19 protein-coding genes are annotated in these 20,603 nt (G+C 71.0%); 3 read left to right on the top strand and 16 right to left on the bottom strand.

What is annotated here, in order from left to right:
• Window positions 1-59 precede the first annotated feature (59 nt).
• The 8 genes from ACFXJ5_RS15295 to trpM all read right to left on the bottom strand — a co-directional run bounded on the left by ACFXJ5_RS15295 (window position 60) and on the right by trpM (window position 11,739).
• Complete coding sequence (locus ACFXJ5_RS15295) at window positions 60-1,520, bottom strand: glutamate synthase subunit beta (RefSeq protein WP_384630847.1); 1,461 nt, start codon at window positions 1,518-1,520, stop codon at window positions 60-62.
• Window positions 1,513-6,117, bottom strand: a complete 4,605-nt coding sequence (gene gltB / locus ACFXJ5_RS15290) for a glutamate synthase large subunit (protein ID WP_384630919.1) — start codon at window positions 6,115-6,117, stop codon at window positions 1,513-1,515. The genes ACFXJ5_RS15295 and gltB overlap by 8 nt, the downstream gene beginning before the upstream one ends.
• 277 nt (window positions 6,118-6,394) lie before the next feature.
• Entirely contained in the window at window positions 6,395-7,132 is a 738-nt protein-coding gene (locus ACFXJ5_RS15285) for a VIT1/CCC1 transporter family protein (protein ID WP_384630846.1), read from the bottom strand.
• 190 nt (window positions 7,133-7,322) lie between these two features.
• Window positions 7,323-8,333 (bottom strand): prolipoprotein diacylglyceryl transferase, encoded by a 1,011-nt coding sequence (gene lgt, locus ACFXJ5_RS15280; protein WP_384630845.1) that lies wholly within the window; start codon window positions 8,331-8,333, stop codon window positions 7,323-7,325.
• Window positions 8,334-8,401: 68 nt separating this feature from the next.
• Window positions 8,402-9,265, bottom strand: a complete 864-nt coding sequence (locus ACFXJ5_RS15275) for a thioredoxin domain-containing protein (RefSeq protein ID WP_384630844.1) — start codon at window positions 9,263-9,265, stop codon at window positions 8,402-8,404.
• 76 nt (window positions 9,266-9,341) lie between these two features.
• Window positions 9,342-10,160, bottom strand: coding sequence for a tryptophan synthase subunit alpha (trpA, locus tag ACFXJ5_RS15270; protein WP_384630843.1), 819 nt, complete (start codon window positions 10,158-10,160; stop codon window positions 9,342-9,344).
• Window positions 10,157-11,407, bottom strand: coding sequence for a tryptophan synthase subunit beta (trpB, locus tag ACFXJ5_RS15265; RefSeq protein ID WP_384630842.1), 1,251 nt, complete (start codon window positions 11,405-11,407; stop codon window positions 10,157-10,159). The genes trpA and trpB overlap by 4 nt, the downstream gene beginning before the upstream one ends.
• Before the next feature lie 122 nt (window positions 11,408-11,529).
• A complete protein-coding gene (trpM, locus tag ACFXJ5_RS15260; RefSeq protein WP_384630841.1) occupies window positions 11,530-11,739 on the bottom strand; it encodes a tryptophan biosynthesis modulator TrpM in 210 nt (69 codons plus the stop codon).
• Window positions 11,740-12,196: 457 nt separating this feature from the next.
• On the opposite strand from trpM, the gene ACFXJ5_RS15255 reads away from it, so the two are divergent.
• Window positions 12,197-12,403: a hypothetical protein gene (locus ACFXJ5_RS15255; RefSeq protein ID WP_384630840.1), complete on the top strand. Its 207-nt coding sequence runs from the start codon at window positions 12,197-12,199 to the stop codon at window positions 12,401-12,403.
• Here ACFXJ5_RS15255 and trpC read toward each other — a convergent pair.
• From trpC to hisI, 6 genes are all read right to left on the bottom strand, one after another.
• A complete protein-coding gene (gene trpC / locus ACFXJ5_RS15250; RefSeq protein ID WP_384630839.1) occupies window positions 12,388-13,197 on the bottom strand; it encodes an indole-3-glycerol phosphate synthase TrpC in 810 nt (269 codons plus the stop codon). The two genes, ACFXJ5_RS15255 and trpC, sit on opposite strands and share 16 nt — an antisense overlap.
• A 131-nt stretch (window positions 13,198-13,328) precedes the next feature.
• Window positions 13,329-13,814 (bottom strand): DUF2752 domain-containing protein, encoded by a 486-nt coding sequence (locus tag ACFXJ5_RS15245; protein ID WP_384630838.1) that lies wholly within the window; start codon window positions 13,812-13,814, stop codon window positions 13,329-13,331.
• A 14-nt stretch (window positions 13,815-13,828) separates the two neighbouring features.
• Complete coding sequence (locus ACFXJ5_RS15240; protein WP_384630837.1) at window positions 13,829-14,062, bottom strand: HGxxPAAW family protein; 234 nt, start codon at window positions 14,060-14,062, stop codon at window positions 13,829-13,831.
• Window positions 14,063-14,139: 77 nt separating this feature from the next.
• On the bottom strand, window positions 14,140-14,832 hold the full coding sequence (locus ACFXJ5_RS15235) for a TIGR02234 family membrane protein (RefSeq protein ID WP_384630836.1): 693 nt from the start codon (window positions 14,830-14,832) through the stop codon (window positions 14,140-14,142).
• Window positions 14,833-14,855: 23 nt separating this feature from the next.
• The gene (locus tag ACFXJ5_RS15230) at window positions 14,856-16,370 is read right to left on the bottom strand and encodes an anthranilate synthase component I (RefSeq protein ID WP_384630835.1); all 1,515 of its coding nucleotides are present in this window, start codon (window positions 16,368-16,370) and stop codon (window positions 14,856-14,858) included.
• A gap of 224 nt (window positions 16,371-16,594) precedes the next feature.
• Window positions 16,595-16,954, bottom strand: a complete 360-nt coding sequence (hisI, locus tag ACFXJ5_RS15225) for a phosphoribosyl-AMP cyclohydrolase (RefSeq protein ID WP_384630834.1) — start codon at window positions 16,952-16,954, stop codon at window positions 16,595-16,597.
• Between the two features lie 155 nt (window positions 16,955-17,109).
• On the opposite strand from hisI, the gene ACFXJ5_RS15220 reads away from it, so the two are divergent.
• Window positions 17,110-17,961: a hypothetical protein gene (locus ACFXJ5_RS15220; protein ID WP_384630833.1), complete on the top strand. Its 852-nt coding sequence runs from the start codon at window positions 17,110-17,112 to the stop codon at window positions 17,959-17,961.
• Between the two features lie 37 nt (window positions 17,962-17,998).
• Window positions 17,999-18,634, top strand: a complete 636-nt coding sequence (locus ACFXJ5_RS15215; RefSeq protein WP_384630832.1) for a TIGR03085 family metal-binding protein — start codon at window positions 17,999-18,001, stop codon at window positions 18,632-18,634.
• A 14-nt stretch (window positions 18,635-18,648) separates the two neighbouring features.
• Here the strand turns inward: ACFXJ5_RS15215 and ACFXJ5_RS15210 are convergent, their stop codons facing one another.
• On the bottom strand, window positions 18,649-19,905 hold the full coding sequence (locus ACFXJ5_RS15210; protein ID WP_384630831.1) for an MFS transporter: 1,257 nt from the start codon (window positions 19,903-19,905) through the stop codon (window positions 18,649-18,651).
• Window positions 19,906-19,929: 24 nt separating this feature from the next.
• Window positions 19,930-20,520, bottom strand: a complete 591-nt coding sequence (locus tag ACFXJ5_RS15205; protein WP_384630830.1) for a winged helix-turn-helix domain-containing protein — start codon at window positions 20,518-20,520, stop codon at window positions 19,930-19,932.
• Window positions 20,521-20,603 lie beyond the last annotated feature (83 nt).

The raw sequence follows: 20,603 nt of genomic DNA, 5'->3' as shown, positions 1-20,603 counted from the left end.
TGGGGGCGGGCGCCGTGCCTTCGTTCCGTACGCCGTTGTACGGGAACGCTTCTTTCGGATCAGACCGTCAGCGGGCGGTCCGTGGGGCGGATCGGGGCCGGCAGGGTGCTGGTGCCGGTGAGGAAGCGATCCACGGCGCGGGCGGCGGAGCGGCCCTCGGCGATGGCCCAGACGACGAGCGACTGGCCGCGGCCGGCGTCACCGGCGACGAAGACGCCGTCGACGTTGGTCGTGTAGTCCTTGTCGCGGGCGATGTTGCCGCGCGCGTCCAGGTCCAGGCCGAGCTGCTCGATCAGCCCGTTCTTCTGGTCGGTGCCGGTGAAGCCCATGGCCAGCGTGACCAGCTCGGCCGGGATGACCTTCTCGGTGCCGGCCTGCGGGACGAACTTCCCGTCCTCGAAGACGACCTCGATCAGGTGCAGCTCCTTGACGTTGCCGTCCTCGTCGCCCTCGAACTTCACGGTGTTGACGGCGTAGACCCGCTCGCCGCCCTCCTCGTGCGCCGAGGTGACCTTGTACGTCATCGGCATCGTCGGCCAGGGCTGGTGGGCCGGGCGGCTGTCGCTCGGCCGGGGCATGATCTCCAGCTGGGTGACCGAGGCCGCGCCCTGGCGGTGGGCGGTGCCGACGCAGTCCGCGCCGGTGTCGCCGCCGCCGATGACGACCACGTGCTTGCCCTCGGCGGTGACCGGCGGGGTGACGAAGTCGCCCTCCTGCACCTTGTTGGACAGCGGCAGGTACTCCATGGCCTGGTAGATGCCCTTGAGCTCACGGCCCGGCGCCGGCAGGTCGCGTGCCTGCGTCGCACCGGCGGCGATGACCACGGCGTCGTACCGGCGGCGCAGCTTGGCGCCGTCGATGTCGGTGCCGATCTGGACACCGGTACGGAACTTGGTGCCCTCCGCGCGCATCTGCTCGATACGGCGGTTGATGTGCCGCTTCTCCATCTTGAACTCGGGGATGCCGTAGCGCAGCAGGCCGCCGATGCGGTCGGCGCGCTCGAAGACCGCGACCGTGTGGCCGGCCCGGGTCAGCTGCTGGGCGGCGGCCAGACCGGCCGGGCCGGAGCCGATGACGGCGACGGTCTTGCCGGAGAGGCGGTCCGGGGGCTGCGGGGTGACGTCGCCGCTGTCCCAGGCCTTGTCGATGATGGTGACTTCGACGTTCTTGATGGTGACGGCGGGCTGGTTGATGCCCAGCACGCACGCCGACTCGCAGGGCGCCGGGCACAGCCGCCCGGTGAACTCCGGGAAGTTGTTGGTGGCGTGCAGCCGCTCGGAGGCGGCCTGCCAGTCCTCGCGGTAGGCGTAGTCGTTCCACTCGGGGATCAGGTTCCCCAGCGGACAGCCGTTGTGGCAGAACGGGATGCCGCAGTCCATGCAGCGGCCGGCCTGCTTGGTGATGATCGGCAGCAGCCCGCCGGGAACGTAGACCTCGTTCCAGTCCTGCCTGCGCTCCTCGACGGGACGGGTCGGGGCCGTCTCGCGGGGCGTGGTGAGGAAGCCCTTCGGGTCAGCCATTTGCCGCCTCCATCATCTTCGCGGTGGTCTCGGACTCGCTGAGTCCGGCCTGCTCGGCGGCGTTCTTGGCGGCGAGCACTGCCTTGTAGTCCCTCGGCATGACCTTGCCGAAGCGGTTGAGGGTGTTCCCCCAGTCGGCCAGGAGCTTCTCGGCCACCGTCGAGCCGGTCTCCTCCTGGTGGCGGCGCACCACGTCGTGCAGCCACTTGATGTCGTCCGCGTCCAGCGCCTCGACGTTCACCATGCCGGGGTTGACGTTGTCCGGGTCGAGGTCGAGGACGTACGCGATGCCGCCGGACATGCCGGCCGCGAAGTTACGGCCCGTCTCGCCCAGTACGACCGCCCGGCCGCCGGTCATGTACTCGCAGCCGTGGTCGCCCACGCCCTCCGAGACGACCGTGGCACCGGAGTTGCGGACGCAGAAGCGCTCGCCCGTGCGGCCGCGCAGGAACAGCTCGCCGCCGGTCGCACCGTACGCGATGGTGTTGCCCGCGATGGTCGAGTACTCGGCGAGGTGGTCGGCGCCCCGGTCCGGGCGGACGATGACGCGGCCGCCGGACAGGCCCTTGCCGACGTAGTCGTTGGCGTCGCCCTCCAGGCGCAGGGTCACTCCCTTGGGGAGGAAGGCCCCGAACGACTGGCCGGCCGAGCCGGTGAGGGTGATGTCGATGGTGTCCTCGGGCAGGCCCGCGCCACCGTACTTCTTGGTCACCTCGTGGCCGAGCATGGTGCCGACCGTGCGGTTGACGTTACGGACCTTGACCTGGGCGCGGACCGGGTCGCCGTTCTCCAGCGCGTCCTTGGCGAGCTCGATCAGCTCGTTGTCCAGCGCCTTCTCCAGGCCGTGGTCCTGGTCGACCGTGTGGTGCAGAGCGGCGCCCTCGGGCAGCGCCGGCACGTGGAAGATCGGGGCGAGGTCGAGGCCCTGCGCCTTCCAGTGGTCGACCGCCTGGCTGGTGTCGATCAGCTCGGCGTGGCCGACGGCCTCCTCGAGCGTACGGAAGCCGAGCTCGGCGAGCAGCTCGCGGACCTCCTGCGCGATGAACTCGAAGAAGTTCACCACGTACTCGGCCTTGCCGGAGAAGCGCTCCCGCAGCACCGGGTTCTGGGTGGCGATGCCGACCGGGCAGGTGTCCAGGTGGCAGACGCGCATCATGACGCAGCCGGAGACGACGAGGGGGGCGGTCGCGAAGCCGAACTCCTCTGCGCCCAGCAGGGCGGCGATGACGACGTCGCGGCCGGTCTTGAGCTGGCCGTCGGTCTGGACGACGATGCGGTCGCGCAGGCCGTTGAGCAGCAGGGTCTGCTGGGTCTCGGCCAGGCCGAGCTCCCAGGGGCCGCCCGCGTGCTTGAGCGACGTCAGCGGCGAGGCGCCGGTGCCGCCGTCGTGGCCGGAGATCAGCACGACATCGGCGTGGGCCTTGGAGACGCCCGCCGCGACCGTGCCGACGCCGACCTCGGAGACCAGCTTCACGTGGATGCGGGCCGCCGGGTTGGCGTTCTTGAGGTCGTGGATCAGCTGAGCCAGGTCCTCGATGGAGTAGATGTCGTGGTGCGGCGGCGGTGAGATCAGGCCGACGCCCGGCGTGGAGTGCCGGGTCTTGCCGATCCACGGGTAGACCTTGTGGCCGGGCAGCTGGCCGCCCTCGCCGGGCTTGGCGCCCTGGGCCATCTTGATCTGGATGTCGTCCGCGTTGACCAGGTACTCGCTGGTCACGCCGAAGCGGCCGGAGGCGACCTGCTTGATCGCGGAGCGGCGCGCCGGGTCGTACAGCCGGTCGGCGTCCTCGCCGCCCTCGCCGGTGTTGGACTTGCCGCCGAGCTGGTTCATGGCGATGGCCAGCGTCTGGTGCGCCTCCAGCGAGATGGAGCCGTACGACATGGCGCCGGTGGAGAAGCGCTTGACGATCTCGGAGACCGGCTCGACCTCGTCGATCGAGATCGGGGCCCTCTCGTCGTCCTTGAACGTGAACAGGCCGCGCAGCGTCATCAGGCGCTCGGCCTGCTCGTCGACGCGCTGGGTGTACTGCTTGAAGATGTCGTACCGACGCGAGCGCGTGGAGTGCTGCAGCCGGAAGACGGTGTCGGGGTCGAACAGGTGCGGCTCGCCCTCGCGGCGCCACTGGTACTCGCCGCCGATCTCCAGCCGGCGGTGCGCGGCGGGGATGCCGGAGGCCGGGTAGGCCTTGGCGTGCCGGGCGGCGACCTCCTGGGCGATGACGTCGAGACCGGCGCCGCCGATCTTGGTGTCGGTGCCATGGAAGTACGTGTCGACGAACTCGGCCTCGAGGCCGATGGCCTCGAAGACCTGCGCGCCACGGTAGGAGGCGACGGTGGAGATGCCCATCTTGGACATCACCTTCAGCACGCCCTTGCCGAGCGCCTTGATCAGGTTCTTGAGCGCCACCTCGGGCTCGATGCCCTGAAGGAACGTTCCGGCGCGCAGCAGGTCCTCGACCGACTCCATGGCCAGGTACGGGTTCACGGCGGCGGCGCCGTAGCCGATCAGCAGCGCGACGTGGTGCACCTCGCGTACGTCGCCGGCCTCGACCAGCAGGCCGACCTGGGTGCGCTGCTTCGTACGGATCAGGTGGTGGTGGACCGCCGAGGTGAGCAGCAGCGACGGGATCGGCGCGTGCTCGGCGTCGGAGTGCCGGTCGGACAGCACGATCAGGCGGGCGCCGTCCTCTATGGCGGCGTCGGCCTCGGCGCAGATCTCCGCCAGGCGGGTGGCCAGTGCCTCGCCGCCACCGGAAACCCGGTAGAGGCCGGACAGCGTCGCGGCCTTCAGGCCCGGCAGGTCGCCGTCGGCGTTGATGTGGATGAGCTTGGCCAGCTCGTCGTTGTCGATCACCGGGAAGGGCAGGGTGATGTTGCGACAGGATGCCGGGGAGGGCTCCAGCAGGTTGCCGGACGGGCCGACCGCGCTGATCAGCGAGGTGACCAGCTCCTCACGGATGGCGTCCAGCGGCGGGTTGGTGACCTGCGCGAACAGCTGGGTGAAGTAGTCGAAGAGCAGCCGGGGACGGGCCGACAGCGCCGCGATCGGCGAGTCCGTACCCATCGAGCCCAGCGGCTCGCCGCCGGTCGTGGCCATCGGCGCGAGGATGACGCGCAGCTCTTCCTCGGTGTAGCCGAAGGTCTGCTGGCGTCGGGTGACCGAGGCGTGGGTGTGCACGATGTGCTCACGCTCGGGCAGGTCGTTGAGGTGGATCAGGCCGCCGTCCAGCCACTCCTTGTACGGGTTCTCGGCGGCGAGCGTGGCCTTGATCTCGCTGTCCTCGATGATCCGGTGCTCGGCGGTGTCCACCAGGAACATGTGGCCGGGCTGCAGGCGGCCCTTGCGGACCACCTTCTCCGGGGCGATGTCCAGCACGCCGGACTCGGAGGCGAGCACGACCAGGCCGTCGTCGGTGACCCAGTAGCGGCCGGGGCGCAGACCGTTGCGGTCCAGGACCGCGCCGACCTGGGTGCCGTCGGTGAAGGTGACGCAGGCCGGGCCGTCCCAGGGCTCCATCAGCGTGGAGTGGTACTGGTAGAAGGAGCGGCGGGCCGGGTCCATCGAGGTGTGGTTCTCCCACGCCTCGGGGATCATCATCAGCACGCTGTGCGGCAGCGAGCGGCCACCGAGGTGCAGCAGCTCCAGCACCTCGTCGAAGGTCGCGGTGTCCGAGGCCCCCGGGGTGCAGATCGGGAAGACCCGCTCCAGGTCCCCACCACTGCTCTCATGGTCAGCAAAGCTGAACAGGTCCGAGGCGAGCTGGGACTCGCGGGCCCGCATCCAGTTGCGGTTGCCCTTGACGGTGTTGATCTCACCGTTGTGCGCCACGAACCGGTACGGGTGGGCCAGCGGCCAGCTCGGGAAGGTGTTGGTGGAGAACCGGGAGTGGACCAGCGCGATCGCGGTCGCGATCCGGCGGTCCGACAGGTCCGGGAAGAACGGCTCCAGCTGCCCGGTGGTCAGCATGCCCTTGTAGACGATCGTACGAGCCGAGAGCGACGGGAAGTACACGTCGGCCTCGCGCTCGGCGCGCTTGCGCAGCACGAAGGCGGGCCTGTCAAGATCGATGCCGGCCTTCTGCGAGCTCTTCGCGTCGGTGACGAAGAGCTGGGAGAAGTAGGGCATGGTCGAGCGCGAGGTGGCGCCCAGCAGTTCGGGGGCGACCGGCACCTCGCGCCAGCCGAGGACCGTCAGGCTCTCTTCTGCGGCGATCCGCTCGATCGACTCGACGGCCTTCGTACGGTCCTCTTCCTCGACCGGGAGGAAGGCGATGCCGACGGCGTAGTGGCCGGCGGCGGGAAGCTCGAATCCCGCGGCCTCGCGCAGGAAGGCGTCCGGGACCTGCAGCAGGATGCCGGCGCCGTCGCCGGAATCGGGCTCGGCGCCGGTGGCGCCGCGGTGCTCCAGGTTGCGCAGTACGGTGAGCGCCTGCTCGACCAGCGCGTGGTCAGCCTCGCCGGTGAGGGTGGCCACGAAGCCGACGCCACAGGCGTCGTGCTCATTGCGCGGGTCGTACAGCCCCTGCGGGGCGGGGCGCCCATCCATGTGGGCCCAGCCGGAGCCGGTGGGCTCGGGCTGCGTGGACGCGGAACGCATCGGCTCTCCCGTCGTCGTCATTTGGCATATGTCATGCGCATCCGGGACGACGTTGGCCCTCTGCGATTTCGTGCAGGTTACATGATGGCCGGATGGCCGAAAAGTGGATAGTCCGCTTCCATCATGTGGACAGAAAGGCGCTACGAGCAGGCAGTATGCGGCCGGCGTCGCTCCCGTTGAGACGCGGGCGGCTCTGCCCGCGGCGCCACAGGGAGATGCCCTGTGTTGGCCGGGCTGAAACGCGCGGGTAACAAGAGGCTTGTGGCCTGGTCAACCGCTAGCGGACGGCGTTACCGAACAAAGCGCCCAGAACGAAGGTAACCCCTGCGGCCGCTCCGCCCAAGACCAGCTGCCGGAGCCCGCTGAAGGACCACGAGCGGGCGGTGACCTTCGACACCGCGGCGCCGCACGCGAACAGACCGGTGAAGGCGACGATCAGCGCGGGCCAGAGGGCCGTCGCGCCCAGGAGGTACGGCAGCACCGGCAGCAGCGCGCCGATCGCGAAGGACGCGAAGGACGAACCGGCGGCGAGCAGCGGCGACGGCAGATCGGTCGGGTCGATGCCCAGCTCTTCCCGGGCGTGTATCTCCAGCGCCTGCTCCGGGTCCACGGACATCTGCCGCGCCACCTCGTGCGCGAGGTCCGGGTCGACGCCGCGCGACACGTAGAGCGACGCGAGCTCCAGCAGCTCGTCCTGCGGGTTACGGCTCAACTCCAGCCGCTCGAGAGCGACTTCCGCCTCAACCAGCTCCCGCTGGGAGGCCACGGAGGTGTACTCCCCCGCCGCCATCGAAAACGCCCCGCCGGCCAGCCCGGCCAGGCCGGTGATCACGATCATGTGCGGCGACACCTCACCGCCGGCCACACCGGTGATCAGTGCCAGGTTCGACACCAGGCCGTCCATCGCCCCGAACACGGCGGGCCGCAGCCAGCCACCGCTCACGTCCCGGTGCTCGTGGTGGCTCACGTGCAGGGGAGCAGCGGCTGAGTCCGTCTCGACTGCCAAGGACGACATGGCGCACCCACTCCCTCCGGCCGAGGCTCGGGCCTCGGTCCTTCCCGCGAACACCCTGACCGTACGCTGCCGTTCCCTTCGTTTCCAGCAAGGAAAGCCTGCCTTACCTGCGAAAACGCGGAACGAAACGGCCGCCGCACCGGGGGGTGCGGCGGCCGTGGGATGCGTCGGGCGTGGGATGCGTCGGGCGTCAGGAGTTCTTGGCCTCTTCGACGGGGGCCCCGGCCTCGGCTTTCGGCTCGGCCTCGTCGTCCGCCTCCGCCTCGTCGTCCGCCGCGACAGCGGGCTCCGCGTCGTCGGCAGCGGCGTCGGCGTCGGCGTCGGGATCGGCGTCGGTGTCGGCGGGCTCCGGGTCAGGCGTGGCGTCGGCCGCGACCGCGGCAGGCTCCACGACCTCCTCCCGGCCGGGGTGCCGCTTCGCCGAGATGACGAAGTACACGACGGCGCCGAGGAAGACGACGATCGACGTCCAGTCGTTGAGCCGCATGCCCAGGATGTGATGGGCGTCGTCGACCCGCAGCGACTCGATCCAGAACCGGCCGACCGTGTACGTGGCGACGTACACCGCGAAGGCCCGCCCGTGGCCGAGCTTGAAGCGCCGGTCGGCCCAGATCACCACGAGGGCGACGCCGACGCACCACAGCGACTCGTAGAGGAAGGTCGGGTGGTACGTGGCGATGTCGGGGGTGTCGACGGGCCGGTGCGCGGGGTCGATCTTGAGCGCCCAGGGCAGGGTGGTGGGCCGGCCGTAGAGCTCCTGGTTGAACCAGTTGCCCCAGCGGCCGATGGCCTGGGCGATGGCGATGCCGGGGGCCAGGGCGTCCGCCCACGCGGGGAGGGGGATGCCGCGGCGACGGCAGCCGATCCAGGCGCCGAGGGCGCCCAGGGTGATGGCGCCCCAGATGCCGAGGCCGCCCTCCCAGATCTTGAAGGCGTTGACCCAGTCCTTCCCGGCGCCGAAGTAGAGCTCGTAATCCGTGATCACGTGGTAGAGACGGCCGCCGACCAGGCCGAACGGCACCGCCCATACGGCGATGTCCGCGACCGTGGTCTTCTGTCCGCCGCGGGCGGCCCAGCGCTTGCCGCCGATCCAGACGGCGACGAAGACGCCGATGATGATGCAGAACGCGTAGCCGCGCAGCGGAATGGGGCCCAGATAGAGCACTCCGCGCGACGGACTGGGGATGAATGCGAGTTCCATGGCAAAGTCCGACGCTACCCTGCCGGGCGGGCGCGCGGGCACCCACCCGGCAACGGCTGGATAACGCCTCAGCCGGAGGCGGAGGCAGAGGCGGACGCGGCGGACGGGACCGATGTGCTCGGTGTGATGCTGGGCGTCGCCGTGCCCGCCTTCTTCCCCTTGTTGGCGTCCGCGACCATCTGCTTGAGCTTGTCCGGGGTCAGCGGGTTCTTCGGGTCCGCGTAGATGCTCTTGCCGTTCAGCAGCACGGTCGGCGTGGAGTTGAAGCCGGACTTGCCGAAATCGGTGTTGGACGCCTTGATCCAGTCGTCGTACATCCCGTTGTTCACGCAGGCCGTGAAGGCGGCGTTGGTCAGGCCGGGCACCTTGCCGGCCAGCTGTAGCAGATAGGGCTTCTGGGCGAACTTGTCGCTGGTCTCCGGCGGCTGGTTCGCGTACAGGACGTCGTGGAATTCCAGGAACTTGTTCTGGTCCTGCGCGCACGCCGCCGCGTTGCCCGCGTTGAGGGAGCCGATGCCGCCCAGGTTGCCGTCGATGATGCGGACGATGTGGTAGTCGACCTTCATCTGCCCCGAGTCCTGCAGGCTGTGGACGGTGTCGCGGTACGTCTTCTCGAACTGGCCGCACGCCGGGCAGCGGAAGTCCTCGTAGACGGTCAGGGTGGACGGCGCGTCGGTCGCGCCGCTGGGGATCACGAGCTTGCTGGTGCCGGTGGCACCTGCCGGGGCCGCGGCGGGCGTCCCGGAGCCGCCACCGCTGTTGCTGTTGTTGGCGACCACCACGCCGATCACGGCGGCGATCGCCAGGACGGCCACGACACTGCCGCCGACGATCAGCCCCCGCTTGCGCTTCTCGCGCGCCTTGTCCTTCTCACGCTGTTCCTGCAGCCGCTCGCGGGCGGTGCGCTTGCCTTCACGGTTCTTCTCGCTCACGCCCGTGCACAACGAACCGGGGGCACGCATCCGCGTACCCCCGGCCCGTATTTCGCCCATATGAGCTACGCGTGAGCTACCCGCGGCCGCGTACGCCCTTCGCCAGGTCCGCCGCCAACTCGCGCACGCCCACCAGCCCGGCGGCCTCGTCCGGCGCGTCCAGCATCCGCTTGACGAAGGCCGAGCCGACGATGACGCCGTCGGCGAAGGCGGCGACCTCCGCGGCCTGCTCGGCGTTCGAGACGCCGAGGCCGACGCAGACCGGCAGGTCGGCGGTGGCGGCCCGGGTGCGGCGGACCAGGTCGGAGGCCTGCGCGCCGACGCTCTCACGGGTGCCGGTGACACCCATCAGCGACGCCGCGTAGACAAAGCCGGACCCGGCCGCGGTGATCTTGGCCAGGCGCTCGTCCTTGCTGCTCGGCGCGACCACGAAGACCGTGGCCAAGCCGTGCTGCTCGGCGGCCTTGCGCCACACCTCGGACTCCTCGACCGGCAGGTCGGGCAGGATGCAGCCCGCGCCGCCCGCCTCGGCCAGCCCGGCGGCGAAGCGCTCGGCGCCGTAGCGGTCGACCGGGTTCCAGTACGTCATGACCAGGATCGGCGCCCCGGTCGCGTCGTGCGCCTCGCGGACCGTACGCAGCACGTCGGCGATCCGTACGCCGCCGCGCAGGGCGATGTCGTCGGCGGTCTGGATGACCGGGCCGTCCAGCACCGGGTCGCTGTGCGGCAGGCCGACCTCGACGATGTCGGCGCCGCCCTCCAGGGCCGCCTTGACGGCCGCGATGCCGCCGTCGACGGTCGGGAAGCCGGCCGGCAGGTAGGCGATCAGGGCGGCGCGGTTCTCGGCCTTGGCGTCGGAGAGGGTCTTGTTCAGCAGCTCGATGTTGCCAGTCACTTGCCGGCCCCCTTGTCCGCAGCGTCGTCGTACAGCCCGAAGTAGCGGGCCGCCGTGTCCATGTCCTTGTCGCCGCGCCCGGAGAGGTTGACCAGCAGCAGGCCCTCAGGACCCAGCTCGCGGCCGACCTCGAGGGCTCCTGCGAGGGCGTGCGCGCTCTCGATCGCCGGGATGATGCCCTCGGTCATGGACAGCAGCCGCAGCGCCTGCATCGCCTCGTCGTCGGTGACCGGGCGGTACTCGGCGCGGCCGCTGTCCTTGAGGTACGCGTGCTCGGGGCCGATGCCCGGGTAGTCCAGGCCCGCCGAGATCGAGTACGGCTCGGTGATCTGGCCCTCGTCGTCCTGGAGGACGTACGAACGCGAGCCGTGCAGGATGCCGGGCTCGCCGGCCGTCAGGGTCGCGGCGTGCTCGCCGGAGGACACGCCGTGGCCGGCCGCCTCCAGGCCGATCAGGCGGACCTTCTCGTCGGGGATGAAGGCGTGGAACAGGCCGATCGCGTTCGATCCGCCGCCGACGCACGCGGCGACCGCGTCCGGGAGGCGGCCGACCCGCTCCAGGATCTGGCGGCGTGCCTCGACGCCGATGACGCGGTGGAAGTCCCGCACCATCGCCGGGAAGGGGTGCGGGCCTGCGACGGTGCCGAAGAGGTAGTGGGTGCGGTCGACATTGGCGACCCAGTCGCGGAACGCCTCGTTGATCGCGTCCTTGAGGGTGCGGCTGCCGGACTTCACGGCGATGACCTCGGCGCCGAGGATCCGCATCCGGGCCACGTTGAGGGCCTGGCGCTGGGTGTCGATCTCGCCCATGTAGATCGTGCACTCCAGGCCGAACAGCGCGCAGGCGGTGGCCGTGGCCACGCCGTGCTGCCCGGCGCCGGTCTCGGCGATCACCCGCGTCTTGCCCATGCGCTTGGTGAGCAGCGCCTGGCCCAGCACATTGTTGATCTTGTGCGAGCCGGTGTGGTTCAGGTCCTCCCGCTTGAGGAAGACCCGCGCCCCGCCCGCGTGCTCCGCGAACCGCGGCACCTCGGTGAGCGCGCTCGGCCGCCCCGTGTAGTTGACCAGCAGGTCGTTCAGCTCGGCTGAGAACGCCGGGTCGGTCTTGGCCTTCTCGTACTCGGCTGCCACCTCGTCCACGGCGGCGACCAGCGCCTCCGGAATGAACTTGCCGCCGAACGCCCCGAAGTAGCCCTCTGCGGTGGGGATCAGGCCCTCGGGGTCGGGAATGAAGAAGTCATCGGACATGACGGTTCTGGCTCCTCGCGTCCTTTTACGGATGAACGGTACGTATCGCTTGTCCGCGACGTCCTCGCCTGTCCGCGCGCACAGCGCCGAAGCCTCTCCGGGACCGGGAGGATTTCAGCGGCTCAGCGCACAAGGGTGGACGTCACGGAGCCGTGACGCCATCGGCGACCGTTCACCTGGCCCGGCTCGCAGCCGATCACATACCGCACCCGTCGGCCCAGCACGCGCCTGGCCGGCGCGCGGCAACCGCGCGGGCGGCAGCCGCGGCGCAGTCGCGCGTACGCGTCCGGGCTGGAGGGCCCGGCGGCGAGGGACAGGGGCATGGCGGTCATCCTACCGGTTGGCCCGGAGATTTCGTGCCGCCGAGCCGGGTAGGCGCTGATCCGGCGAGACCGACGTGAGCGACGAGCCGAAGGAGTCCAAGGAGTCCAAGGAGTCCAAGGAGTCCCACGAGACAAGGAGTCCGACGAGACATGGGAGCGGAGCTGTGGAGCGACGTGATCTGCTCGGCGTCTACCTCAACGATCATCTGGCCGGAGCCACCGCCGGCACCAGGCTCGCCCGGCGAATGGCGAGCGCACAGGCCGGTCCGGGCCCCGGCCTGGAGGGGCTGGCGGCCGAGATCTCGGAGGACCGGGCCGCGCTGCTGGAGATCATGAGGCAGCTGGGTGTGCCGATCCGGCACTACAAGGTCGCGGCCGGATGGTTCGCCGAGAACACCGGCCGGCTCAAGCCCAACCGCCATCTGCTGCGCCGCTCGCCACTCAGCGACCTGCTGGAGAGCTGGAGATGCTGCGGCTGGGAGTCGAGGGCAAGGCGGCGGGATGGCAGACGCTCCGGACCGTGGCCGGCTCCGACCCGGGCCTCGGCCTGGACCGGGACCGTCTCGACGAGCTCCTCCACCGGGCACGGGCACAGGCCGAGACGCTGGAGAAGCTGCGGATCCAGCACGCGGCGGAGCTCTTCGGGAAGGGCGTCGGTCAGCCGCGGCCGTGACGCAATGCCGGGTGGGCGCCCGCGGCGACCAGGTCGGCGACGGAGGCCTTGGGGTCGCGGCCGGTGACGAGCGACTCGCCGACCAGGACGGCGTCGGCGCCGTCGTTGGCGTACGCGATGAGGTCGTGCGGGCCGCGGACACCGGACTCGGCGATCTTGACGATGTGGTCGGGGATCTCGGGGGCGACACGCGCGAAGTTCCCGCGGTCGACTTCGAGGGTCTTGAGGTTACGCGCGTTGACGCCGATGATGCGCGCGCCGGCATCCACCGCGCGGGCGACCTCTTCCTCGTCGTGGACCTCGACCAGCGGGGTGAGTCCGATCGACTCGGCCCGCTCGATCAGCGAGACCAGCGCGTCCTGCTCCAGCGCCGAGACGATCAGCAGCGCGAGGTCCGCGCCGTGCGCCCGGGCCTCCCAGAGCTGGTAGGCGGTGACGATGAAGTCCTTGCGGAGCACCGGGATGTCGACCTTGGCGCGGACCGCGTCGAGGTCGGCCAGGGATCCGCCGAACCTGCGCTGCTCGGTGAGCACGCTGATGACAGCGGCACCCCCGGCCTCGTAGTCCGCAGCGAGTCCGGCCGGGTCGGCGATCGCGGCGAGCGCACCCTTGGAGGGGCTGGAGCGCTTCACCTCGCAGATGACCTTGACGCTGTCGCCACGCAGGGCCGCGACGCCGTCCTTGGCCTCGGGGGCCTTGGCCGCGAGCTCCTTGAGCTCGTCGAGGGAGACCTGTGCCTGCCGCTCGGCGAGGTCTTCGCGGACTCCGTCGATGATCTCGTCGAGCACACTCACGCGAGCGGTCCCCTTCCATGAGCGAAATGATCAAGCCAGCGAATGAGATGTTCCACCAGCACTGCGATGGTAACCGGCGGGGCGCGGAGGACTCGCATCCGGCCGGACGTATGCCCACTAGGTGGACATATCTACGGCGCCAGGGCCGCCCCCACCGGCAGGTTCCGGACAATCGTGAAAGCGATCACTACCGCCGCCACACCCCACACGTACGCCGGTCTCAGCGGCACCTCGAACGGCCGCCCCCGGGCCGTACGCGACGCCCACACCACCCAGAAGACGGCGAAGGCGACGTAGCCGGCGACCGCCAGCGCGTTGAACCCCAGCGCCGCGCCGAAGTCGCCGTGCGCGACGGCATAGGCGCTGCGCAGGCCCCCGCAGCCGGGGCAGTAGATGCCGGTGTACTTCAGCAGCGGGCACACCGGATAGTGCCCGGGCGTGTTCGGGTCGACCGTCCCTACGTAGGCGAAGGCCGCGACGACCCCGCCCAGTACGCCGAGGGGCGCGGCGAGGCGCCGCAGGGACGGGGCCGGGGTGGCGGGGGCGTCGGTCACGGGGCGATTGTCCCCCGGAAACGGCGGATGGCGCAGCCCGTCATGGGCCACGCCATCCGTCATGCTCCCGAGCCGGCTCAGCCGTGCTGGTCGGCCGTACGCCCGGAGGACGAGGACTTGGTGTCCTTGCCGAGGCCGGCCGCCCGCATGGCCATGCCGACGACGCCGCCGAGGGCGGCCACGACGAGGCCGGCGATCATGCCCAGCGGGTTGGCCAGGACCACAAAAGCACCCGCGATGCAGAAGCCGATGAAGGCGATGGTCACGCCGGTCCAGGCGGCAGGGGTGTGTCCGTGGCTGTTGCCCGCCATGAGTGCTCCCAAGTCGTTCTACGAGTTCTGAGGCTCTGAGGGTTCAGAAGGTCGGCACCATTGTTCCCTAGACCGGGTCAGACCGCGTCACCGGCCTCCGTGGGGTCCTCCCCCCGGTCCAGGGCCTTCCACAGGTCCTCGGGCCGGTCGGGGTCGACCATCGCCGCGCGCTGCTTACGGGGCCGGGGCTCGGCCCCGTCCCGGTCGTACCGGTTGGACATCCCCGGCCAGGCACGGCCGCGTACCAGCGCGAGGACCCCGGCGGCCAGCAGCAGCGCCCCGCCCGTGGCGGCGACCAGCGGCCAGGCGGTCGTACTGCTCGTACTCACCGAACTGTGGGCCACGGCGGTGGCCGTCGAGGCGGCCGCGTCCAGCGCCGAGGTGTCGCCCAGGGCCGACAGTGCGGCGGCCACCGCGCCCGCCCCGCTCAGCGCCAGCAGCCCCGCCACGATCACCCGGCCCGCGCCACGCACCGCGAACACCGCGACCAGCGCGGCCAGCCCCACCAGCGCCAGCGCGCCCGGCAGAGCCGCCACCTCGCTCCCGGAGGCGCTGACCCGCACACTGCCGCCCGCGAAGGCGGCGGTGCCGTGCATCCAGGTCTTCCCTGCCGCGAGCAGCAGCACCGAGGCGCCGACGACACCGAGCAGCAGCCCCACAGCCAGGCTCCCCCGGCCACCACCGCCCCTGGCGGCGGGCGTTACGGCGGCCTCGGCCTCGGCCTTGGCTTCGGCCTTGGCTTCGGTTTCGGCGGTACTGGGCTCGGTCACGGCAGTCACCCCACCACTATCGCCTATCGCCGCAGCGCGTTCGCCGTGGCCACCGCGCGCAGCACCGCCGCCGCCTTGTTGCGGCACTCGGTGTCCTCCGCGACCGGGTCGGAGTCCGCCACGACCCCCGCGCCGGCCTGCACGTACGCCGTGCCGCCGCGCAGCAGGGCGGTGCGGATGGCGATGGCCGTGTCGGAGTCCCCGGCGAAGTCCAGATAGCCGACGCAGCCCCCGTACAGGCCGCGCCGGGTGGGCTCCAGCTCGTCGATGATCTGCATCGCGCGCGGCTTGGGCGCGCCGGACAGCGTCCCGGCGGGGAAGCAGGCGGTCAGCACGTCGAAGGCGGTCCGCCCGGCGCCCAGCGTCCCCGTCACCGTCGAGACGATGTGCATCACATGGCTGTAGCGCTCGATCGACATGAAGTCGACCACCTCAACGCTGCCCGGCTCGCACACCCGGCCCAGGTCGTTGCGGCCCAGGTCGACCAGCATCAGATGCTCCGCCCGCTCCTTCGGATCGGCCATCAGCTCGTCCGCGAGGGCCTGGTCCTCCTGCGGGGTCGCCCCCCGGGGCCGCGTTCCGGCGATCGGATGCACCATCGCGCGGCCGTCCTCGACCTTGACCAGCGCCTCCGGGCTGGAGCCGACCACGTCGAAGCCGTCGAAGCGGAACAGATACATGTACGGCGACGGATTCGTCGCCCGCAGCACCCGGTAGACGTCCAGCGCGCTCGCCGGGCAGGGCGTCTCGAAACGCTGCGACGGCACGATCTGGAAGGCGTCCCCCGCCCTGATGTACTCCTTCGCCGTCTCCACCGCCGCCTGGTACGTGGCTCCGCCCGACCGCGCCGTCATCTCCTCCGGCAGCGCGGACGGCGGCAGCTCCACCGGCGCCGAGTCGGCCGGCCGGGCCAGGTCGGCCGCCATCGCGTCCAGGCGGGCGACGGCGTCCGCGTAGGCCTCGTCGACGCCGGTGTCCAGGTCGTTGTGGTTGATCGCGTTCGCGATCAGCAGCACCGAGCCGTCCCAGTGGTCCAGCACCGCCAGGTCCGACGTCAGCAGCATCGTCAGCTCGGGCAGCTCCAGGTCGTCCTGCGCGTGGTCCCCGATCCGCTCCAGGCGCCGCACGATGTCGTACCCGAGGTACCCCACCATGCCGCCCGTGAACGGTGGCAGCCCCGCGTCGTCATGCAGGTCGCGCGGCGTGTGCAGCGTCTCCACGGTCGCGCGGAGCGCCTGCAGCGGGTCCCCCTCCGCCGGCACCCCCACGGGCGGCGTGCCCAGCCAGTGCGCCTGCCCGTCGCGCTCGGTCAGCGTCGCATCGCTCCGTACGCCCACGAACGAATACCGCGACCACGACCGCCCGTTCTCCGCCGACTCCAGCAGAAACGTCCCCGTCCGCTCCCCCGCCAGCTTCCGGTACAGCCCCACCGGCGTATCACCGTCCGCCAGCAGCCTCCGGCTCACCGGAATCACCCGGCGGTCCAGCGCGAGCTTCCGGAACGTATCAAGGTCGGGGGTGACGGTGCCCGTGGTCATGCCCGAAGCCTAGTGCCCTCCGGGCAGGCCATCGGTTCGGGTCAGCCCGGGTTGCGGGAGAACGTTCCGCAAGGCGAGCGAAGCGAGGGGGGTCCCACCCCCGGCGACGGCGGCGCGCCACGTTCGGCGGTGGCCGGGGTTGTTCAGCGGCCGCGGGCCGGTGGCCGGGTTGCGCCAGCCCGCTTCGCCTCCGGCGAGCGGCCGACCCGCAACCCGGGACCGGTTCAGCCCAGCGGCAAGCTGTCCGCGTCGAAGCAGGTGCGGTCGCCGGTGTGGCAGGCGGCGCCGACTTGGTCGACCTTGACGAGGAGGGTGTCACCGTCGCAGTCGAGGGCGACGGACTTGACGTGCTGGACGTGGCCGGAGGTGTCGCCCTTGACCCAGTATTCCTGGCGGCTGCGGCTCCAGTAGGTGCAGCGGCCGGTGGTGAGGGTGAGCCGCAGCGCCTCGTCGTCCATCCACCCCAGCATGAGCACCTCGCCGGTGTCGTACTGCTGGGCGATGGCGGGCACGAGACCGTCGGGGTTGCGCTTGAGGCGGGCGGCGACGGCGGGGTCGAGGGAGCGGTCGAGCGGGGAGTCCATGCCTCTATTCTGCCGCCGATCGCACCCGGACCGGAAAAGCCGCATAAAGAACATAGCCCGCAAGTCGACTGACCCGCCGTCAGCGGAGGGCGGGCCCTGTCACGACTTAGTATCCGAGTGAAGCCGACGTCACCCGTATGGGGCATGCTTCGTGCATGAGTTTTCCTCCGCCGCCCCCGCCCAACCAGCCCCAGCCCGGCCAGGGCGGCGGCTACGGTCCGCCGCAGGGATACGGACCCCCGCCCCCGCCACAGGGGGGCGGTTACGGCTACCCCGACCAGGGCGGCTACCCGCCCCAGGGCGGAGGCGGCTACGGAGACGCCGGCGGCGGTTACGGAAGCGGCGGCTACGGCGGAGGCGGCGGATACGGCCCCGGGGGCCCGGGCGGCCCCGGCGGATACCCCCCGCCCCCGCCGCCGAACGGTGGCGGCGGGAACGGCGGGAAGATCGCCGCGATCGCGATCGGCGCGGTGGTCGTCATCGCCGTACTCGTCGGCGGAGTCGTGGTGATCCTGGGCGGCAACAAGGACAACACGGCGGCGAGCTCCAGCAGCCCGACCCCGACCGCGTCGGAGACAGCCTCGGCCACCGCCTCCGACGGAGCCACGGACACCGCCACCGCCGACTCGAACCCCACCGACAGCCTGGTCCCCTACGTCGTGCTCAAGCCCGGCAAGTGCTTCGACCACCCGGGCCTGAACAGCAGCGTCACCGCCGTCACGACCCGCTCGTGCAGCTCCCCGCACGACGGCGAGGTGATCGCCAACGAGACCCTGACCGGCAGCTTCACCACCGAGGCCGAGCTGCAGAAGAAGGTCCTCAGTCTCTGCGAGAAGGACGCCAAGGCCCGCCTCGCCAAGATCCCGGCCGACGGGAAGACGTATTACTACTACGCGATCTACCCGTCCCTCACGACGTACACGGTCCAGAACAAGGACACCATCTCCTGCTCCCTCACCCTCAGCAACACACTCGACGGTAAGCAGCTCACGAAACCCCTCGCCTAGGCCCCCGGTCGGCGGGGCGTGGACGTACGCTGACGGTATGTCGACTCATGCACAGCGTGAACGTCTACTCCTCGCCGACCTCCTGGAGAGCGTCGGGCTCGAGGCCGCCACCCTGTGTGACGGCTGGACCACCCGCGATCTGGCCGCACACGTCGTCGTCCGCGAGCGCCGCGCCGACGCCTCCGCCGGGCAGCTGATCCCGCAGCTCGCGCCCCGGCTGGAGCGCGTGCGCAAGGAGTTCGCCGACAAGCCGTACGAAGAGCTGATCCTGCTCATCCGCAGCGGCCCGCCACGGCTGTCCCCGTTCGCCCTCAAGCAGATCGACGAGGCCGCGAACACCGTCGAGTTCTTCGTCCACTCCGAGGACGTCCGCCGCGCCCAGCCCGACTGGACACCCCGCGAGATCGACCCCGTGTTCGCCGACGTCCTCTGGTCCCGCCTGGAGCGCAGCGCCCGCCTCCTCGGCCGCAAGGCCCCGGTCGGCGTCGTTCTGCGCCGCCCCGACGGCCAGACCGCCGTCCTCCACCGTGGCACCCCGGTCGTCACGGTCACCGGCGAGCCGGCCGAGCTGGTGCTCTTCGCCTTCGGGCGTACGGAGTCCGCCCGGGTCGAGACCGAGGGCGACAAGGACGCGGTCACCAAGCTGTACGAGGCGAAGCAGCTCGGCATCTAGTGCCCCTCCCGGCACTAGCGCGGCAGTTCCGCGCGCCGCAGCGCCGGTGAGGCGATCCCGTACGCGGCGGCCAGCACCGACACCGCCGCGCTGACCGTGAACACCGGCTCGAGGCCCCAGGCCGCGATGCCGGCACCCATCAGCGGGTAGGTCAACGGTGCGACGCCGACCGTGAAGAGGGTCAGTACGGAGCCGACCCTGCCCAGATAGGCGGCCTCCGCCGTGGTCTGGAGCAGGGCGCCGACCAGCGCGCCGGAGAACCCCGCCGACAGCCCGATCACCGCGCCCGCCCCGACGGCCGCCGGCAGCGACGGGACGTACGCCAGGGCGGCCGCCGCGACCGCGCCCAGGGCCATGGAGCAGCTCAGGACGCGGCCGGCGCGCGGCACCCTGCCCCGTACGGTCAGCAGCAGCGAGGCCGCGCCCGCGCCGACCCCGAAGCCGCAGACAATCCAGCCGAGCCCGGCGGCGCCCCAGCCACGCTCGCTCGCCAGTAGCGTCACCCCGATGTTCAGCGGTCCGCCCAGGCCCAGCTCGCCGATGGCTCCGACCACCACCAGCGCCGCCAGCACCCGGTTCCGCCTGATGTGCCGGATCCCGTCGGCCAGATCCCGCCAGGCGGTTCCTTTCCTCTCGGCACCGACACGGTCATCGCCGGGCAACGGGGCCACCCGTACAGCCGCCAGCAGCACCAACGACACCGCGAACAGCGCCCCCGCCACCCCGAAGGCCGCCGCCGCACCGCCGAACGCCATCGCCACCCCACCCAACGGCGCCCCGGCGACCGTGGCCACCCGGGTGGCCAGCCCCTTCATCCCCTGAACCCGGGCCAGCTGGTCCGGCCCCGTGATGCGCGGCGGCAGCGCGCTCACGGCCGGCATGAACAGCGCGTCCACCGCACCGAAGACCAGCGCCACCACCACCAGAGCCCACAGCCCCGGCGTCGCGACCGCCAGCAACCCAGCCATGGCCAGGATCACGACACACCGTGTCGCATCACTGCCGATCACCACCCTGCGCGGCCCGAACCGGTCGGCGATCACTCCCCCGCCGAGCATTAACGCCGCTCTCGGCACCGAGCTCACCGCCAGCACCAGCCCCGCCTGCGCGGCACTCCCCGTCCGGGTGGCCGCCCAGGACAGGGCGAGGAAATAGACGCTGTCGCCGACGAGCGACGCTGCGAACGCCGCCAGCCAGCGCAGCACGTTGCCGTCCCGGTGGGCGGGCTTGCCGGCAGCGATGGACGTCGTGGTCATCCCGGTCGCCTGCATGTCGGCGGCCTCCTTCTTCACAGGTCAGTCGCGGAAAGGGAATCCGTACAGGTGCAGGGAGACGTGCTCGCGCCCCTCCCCGTCGCCGGCGGCCTCGGCCGCGCGGCCGTGCTCGATCCAGCGGCGGACCAACGCGTCCATCTCCTCGCCCAGTCGGCCCAGTTCGGCGGCGGTCAGACCGGCCACGTACTCGGAGCTGAACTCCGTCTCCATCCACTCCTTGGGCCAGGCCGACGACTCGTCCAGATGTGCCATGTACCGCTCATAACGGGACGTCACGATCTGCCGGGTGACCGCGCTCATCACCGCCGCCCCCTCCGGCCGGTCGGCGAAGTCCGTGCTGCGGAAGCTGAAACCGCGCTCCGAGGCGACCTGCCACCACCGCTCCCGGCCGTCCGAACTCTCGCCGGGCGCCTCGACGATGAAGCCGTGCGCGGCCATCTTGCGAAGGTGGTAGCTGACCAGCGACGGGGCCTCGTCGACCTGCTCGCCCAGCTGCGAGGCAGTGGCCTTACGGGCGACGGTGAGGGCCCGGTAGAGCTTGATGCGCAGCGGATGCGTGAACACCTTCAGCGCGTCGATGTCGGTGACCCTGGGGGTCTTGTCGTCTGCCATGTCATCACGGTAAATGTGCAACAAAAATTGCGCAATACATTTTGCGCAACTTCCCCTTCAGGCTATCCGCGACGAACACAACA

Origin of the sequence: Streptomyces sp. NPDC059373 (assembly GCF_042751495.1) — a bacterium.
GTDB lineage: Bacteria > Actinomycetota > Actinomycetes > Streptomycetales > Streptomycetaceae > Actinacidiphila.
Note: the sequence above shows the minus strand (reverse complement) of the source record. Positions and strands in the feature narration are given on the sequence as shown.

What these genes read in the sequence shown, in the direction of transcription:
- trpM (WP_384630841.1), bottom strand. Translation starts at nt 11,739, where the DNA reads ATGACCGCCATGCCCCTGTCCCTCGCCGCCGGGCCCTCCAGCCCGGAC.
- ACFXJ5_RS15210 (WP_384630831.1), bottom strand. Translation starts at nt 19,905, where the DNA reads ATGCAGGCGACCGGGATGACCACGACGTCCATCGCTGCCGGCAAGCCC.
- ACFXJ5_RS15205 (WP_384630830.1), bottom strand. Translation starts at nt 20,520, where the DNA reads ATGGCAGACGACAAGACCCCCAGGGTCACCGACATCGACGCGCTGAAG.
- ACFXJ5_RS15245 (WP_384630838.1), bottom strand. Translation starts at nt 13,814, where the DNA reads ATGACGGATGGCGTGGCCCATGACGGGCTGCGCCATCCGCCGTTTCCG.
- lgt (WP_384630845.1), bottom strand. Translation starts at nt 8,333, where the DNA reads ATGGAACTCGCATTCATCCCCAGTCCGTCGCGCGGAGTGCTCTATCTG.
- ACFXJ5_RS15240 (WP_384630837.1), bottom strand. Translation starts at nt 14,062, where the DNA reads ATGGCGGGCAACAGCCACGGACACACCCCTGCCGCCTGGACCGGCGTG.
- trpB (WP_384630842.1), bottom strand. Translation starts at nt 11,407, where the DNA reads ATGTCCGATGACTTCTTCATTCCCGACCCCGAGGGCCTGATCCCCACC.
- gltB (WP_384630919.1), bottom strand. Translation starts at nt 6,117, where the DNA reads ATGCGTTCCGCGTCCACGCAGCCCGAGCCCACCGGCTCCGGCTGGGCC.
- ACFXJ5_RS15255 (WP_384630840.1), top strand. Translation starts at nt 12,197, where the DNA reads ATGCTGCGGCTGGGAGTCGAGGGCAAGGCGGCGGGATGGCAGACGCTC.
- ACFXJ5_RS15215 (WP_384630832.1), top strand. Translation starts at nt 17,999, where the DNA reads ATGTCGACTCATGCACAGCGTGAACGTCTACTCCTCGCCGACCTCCTG.
- ACFXJ5_RS15285 (WP_384630846.1), bottom strand. Translation starts at nt 7,132, where the DNA reads ATGTCGTCCTTGGCAGTCGAGACGGACTCAGCCGCTGCTCCCCTGCAC.
- hisI (WP_384630834.1), bottom strand. Translation starts at nt 16,954, where the DNA reads ATGGACTCCCCGCTCGACCGCTCCCTCGACCCCGCCGTCGCCGCCCGC.
- ACFXJ5_RS15230 (WP_384630835.1), bottom strand. Translation starts at nt 16,370, where the DNA reads ATGACCACGGGCACCGTCACCCCCGACCTTGATACGTTCCGGAAGCTC.
- ACFXJ5_RS15220 (WP_384630833.1), top strand. Translation starts at nt 17,110, where the DNA reads ATGAGTTTTCCTCCGCCGCCCCCGCCCAACCAGCCCCAGCCCGGCCAG.
- ACFXJ5_RS15295 (WP_384630847.1), bottom strand. Translation starts at nt 1,520, where the DNA reads ATGGCTGACCCGAAGGGCTTCCTCACCACGCCCCGCGAGACGGCCCCG.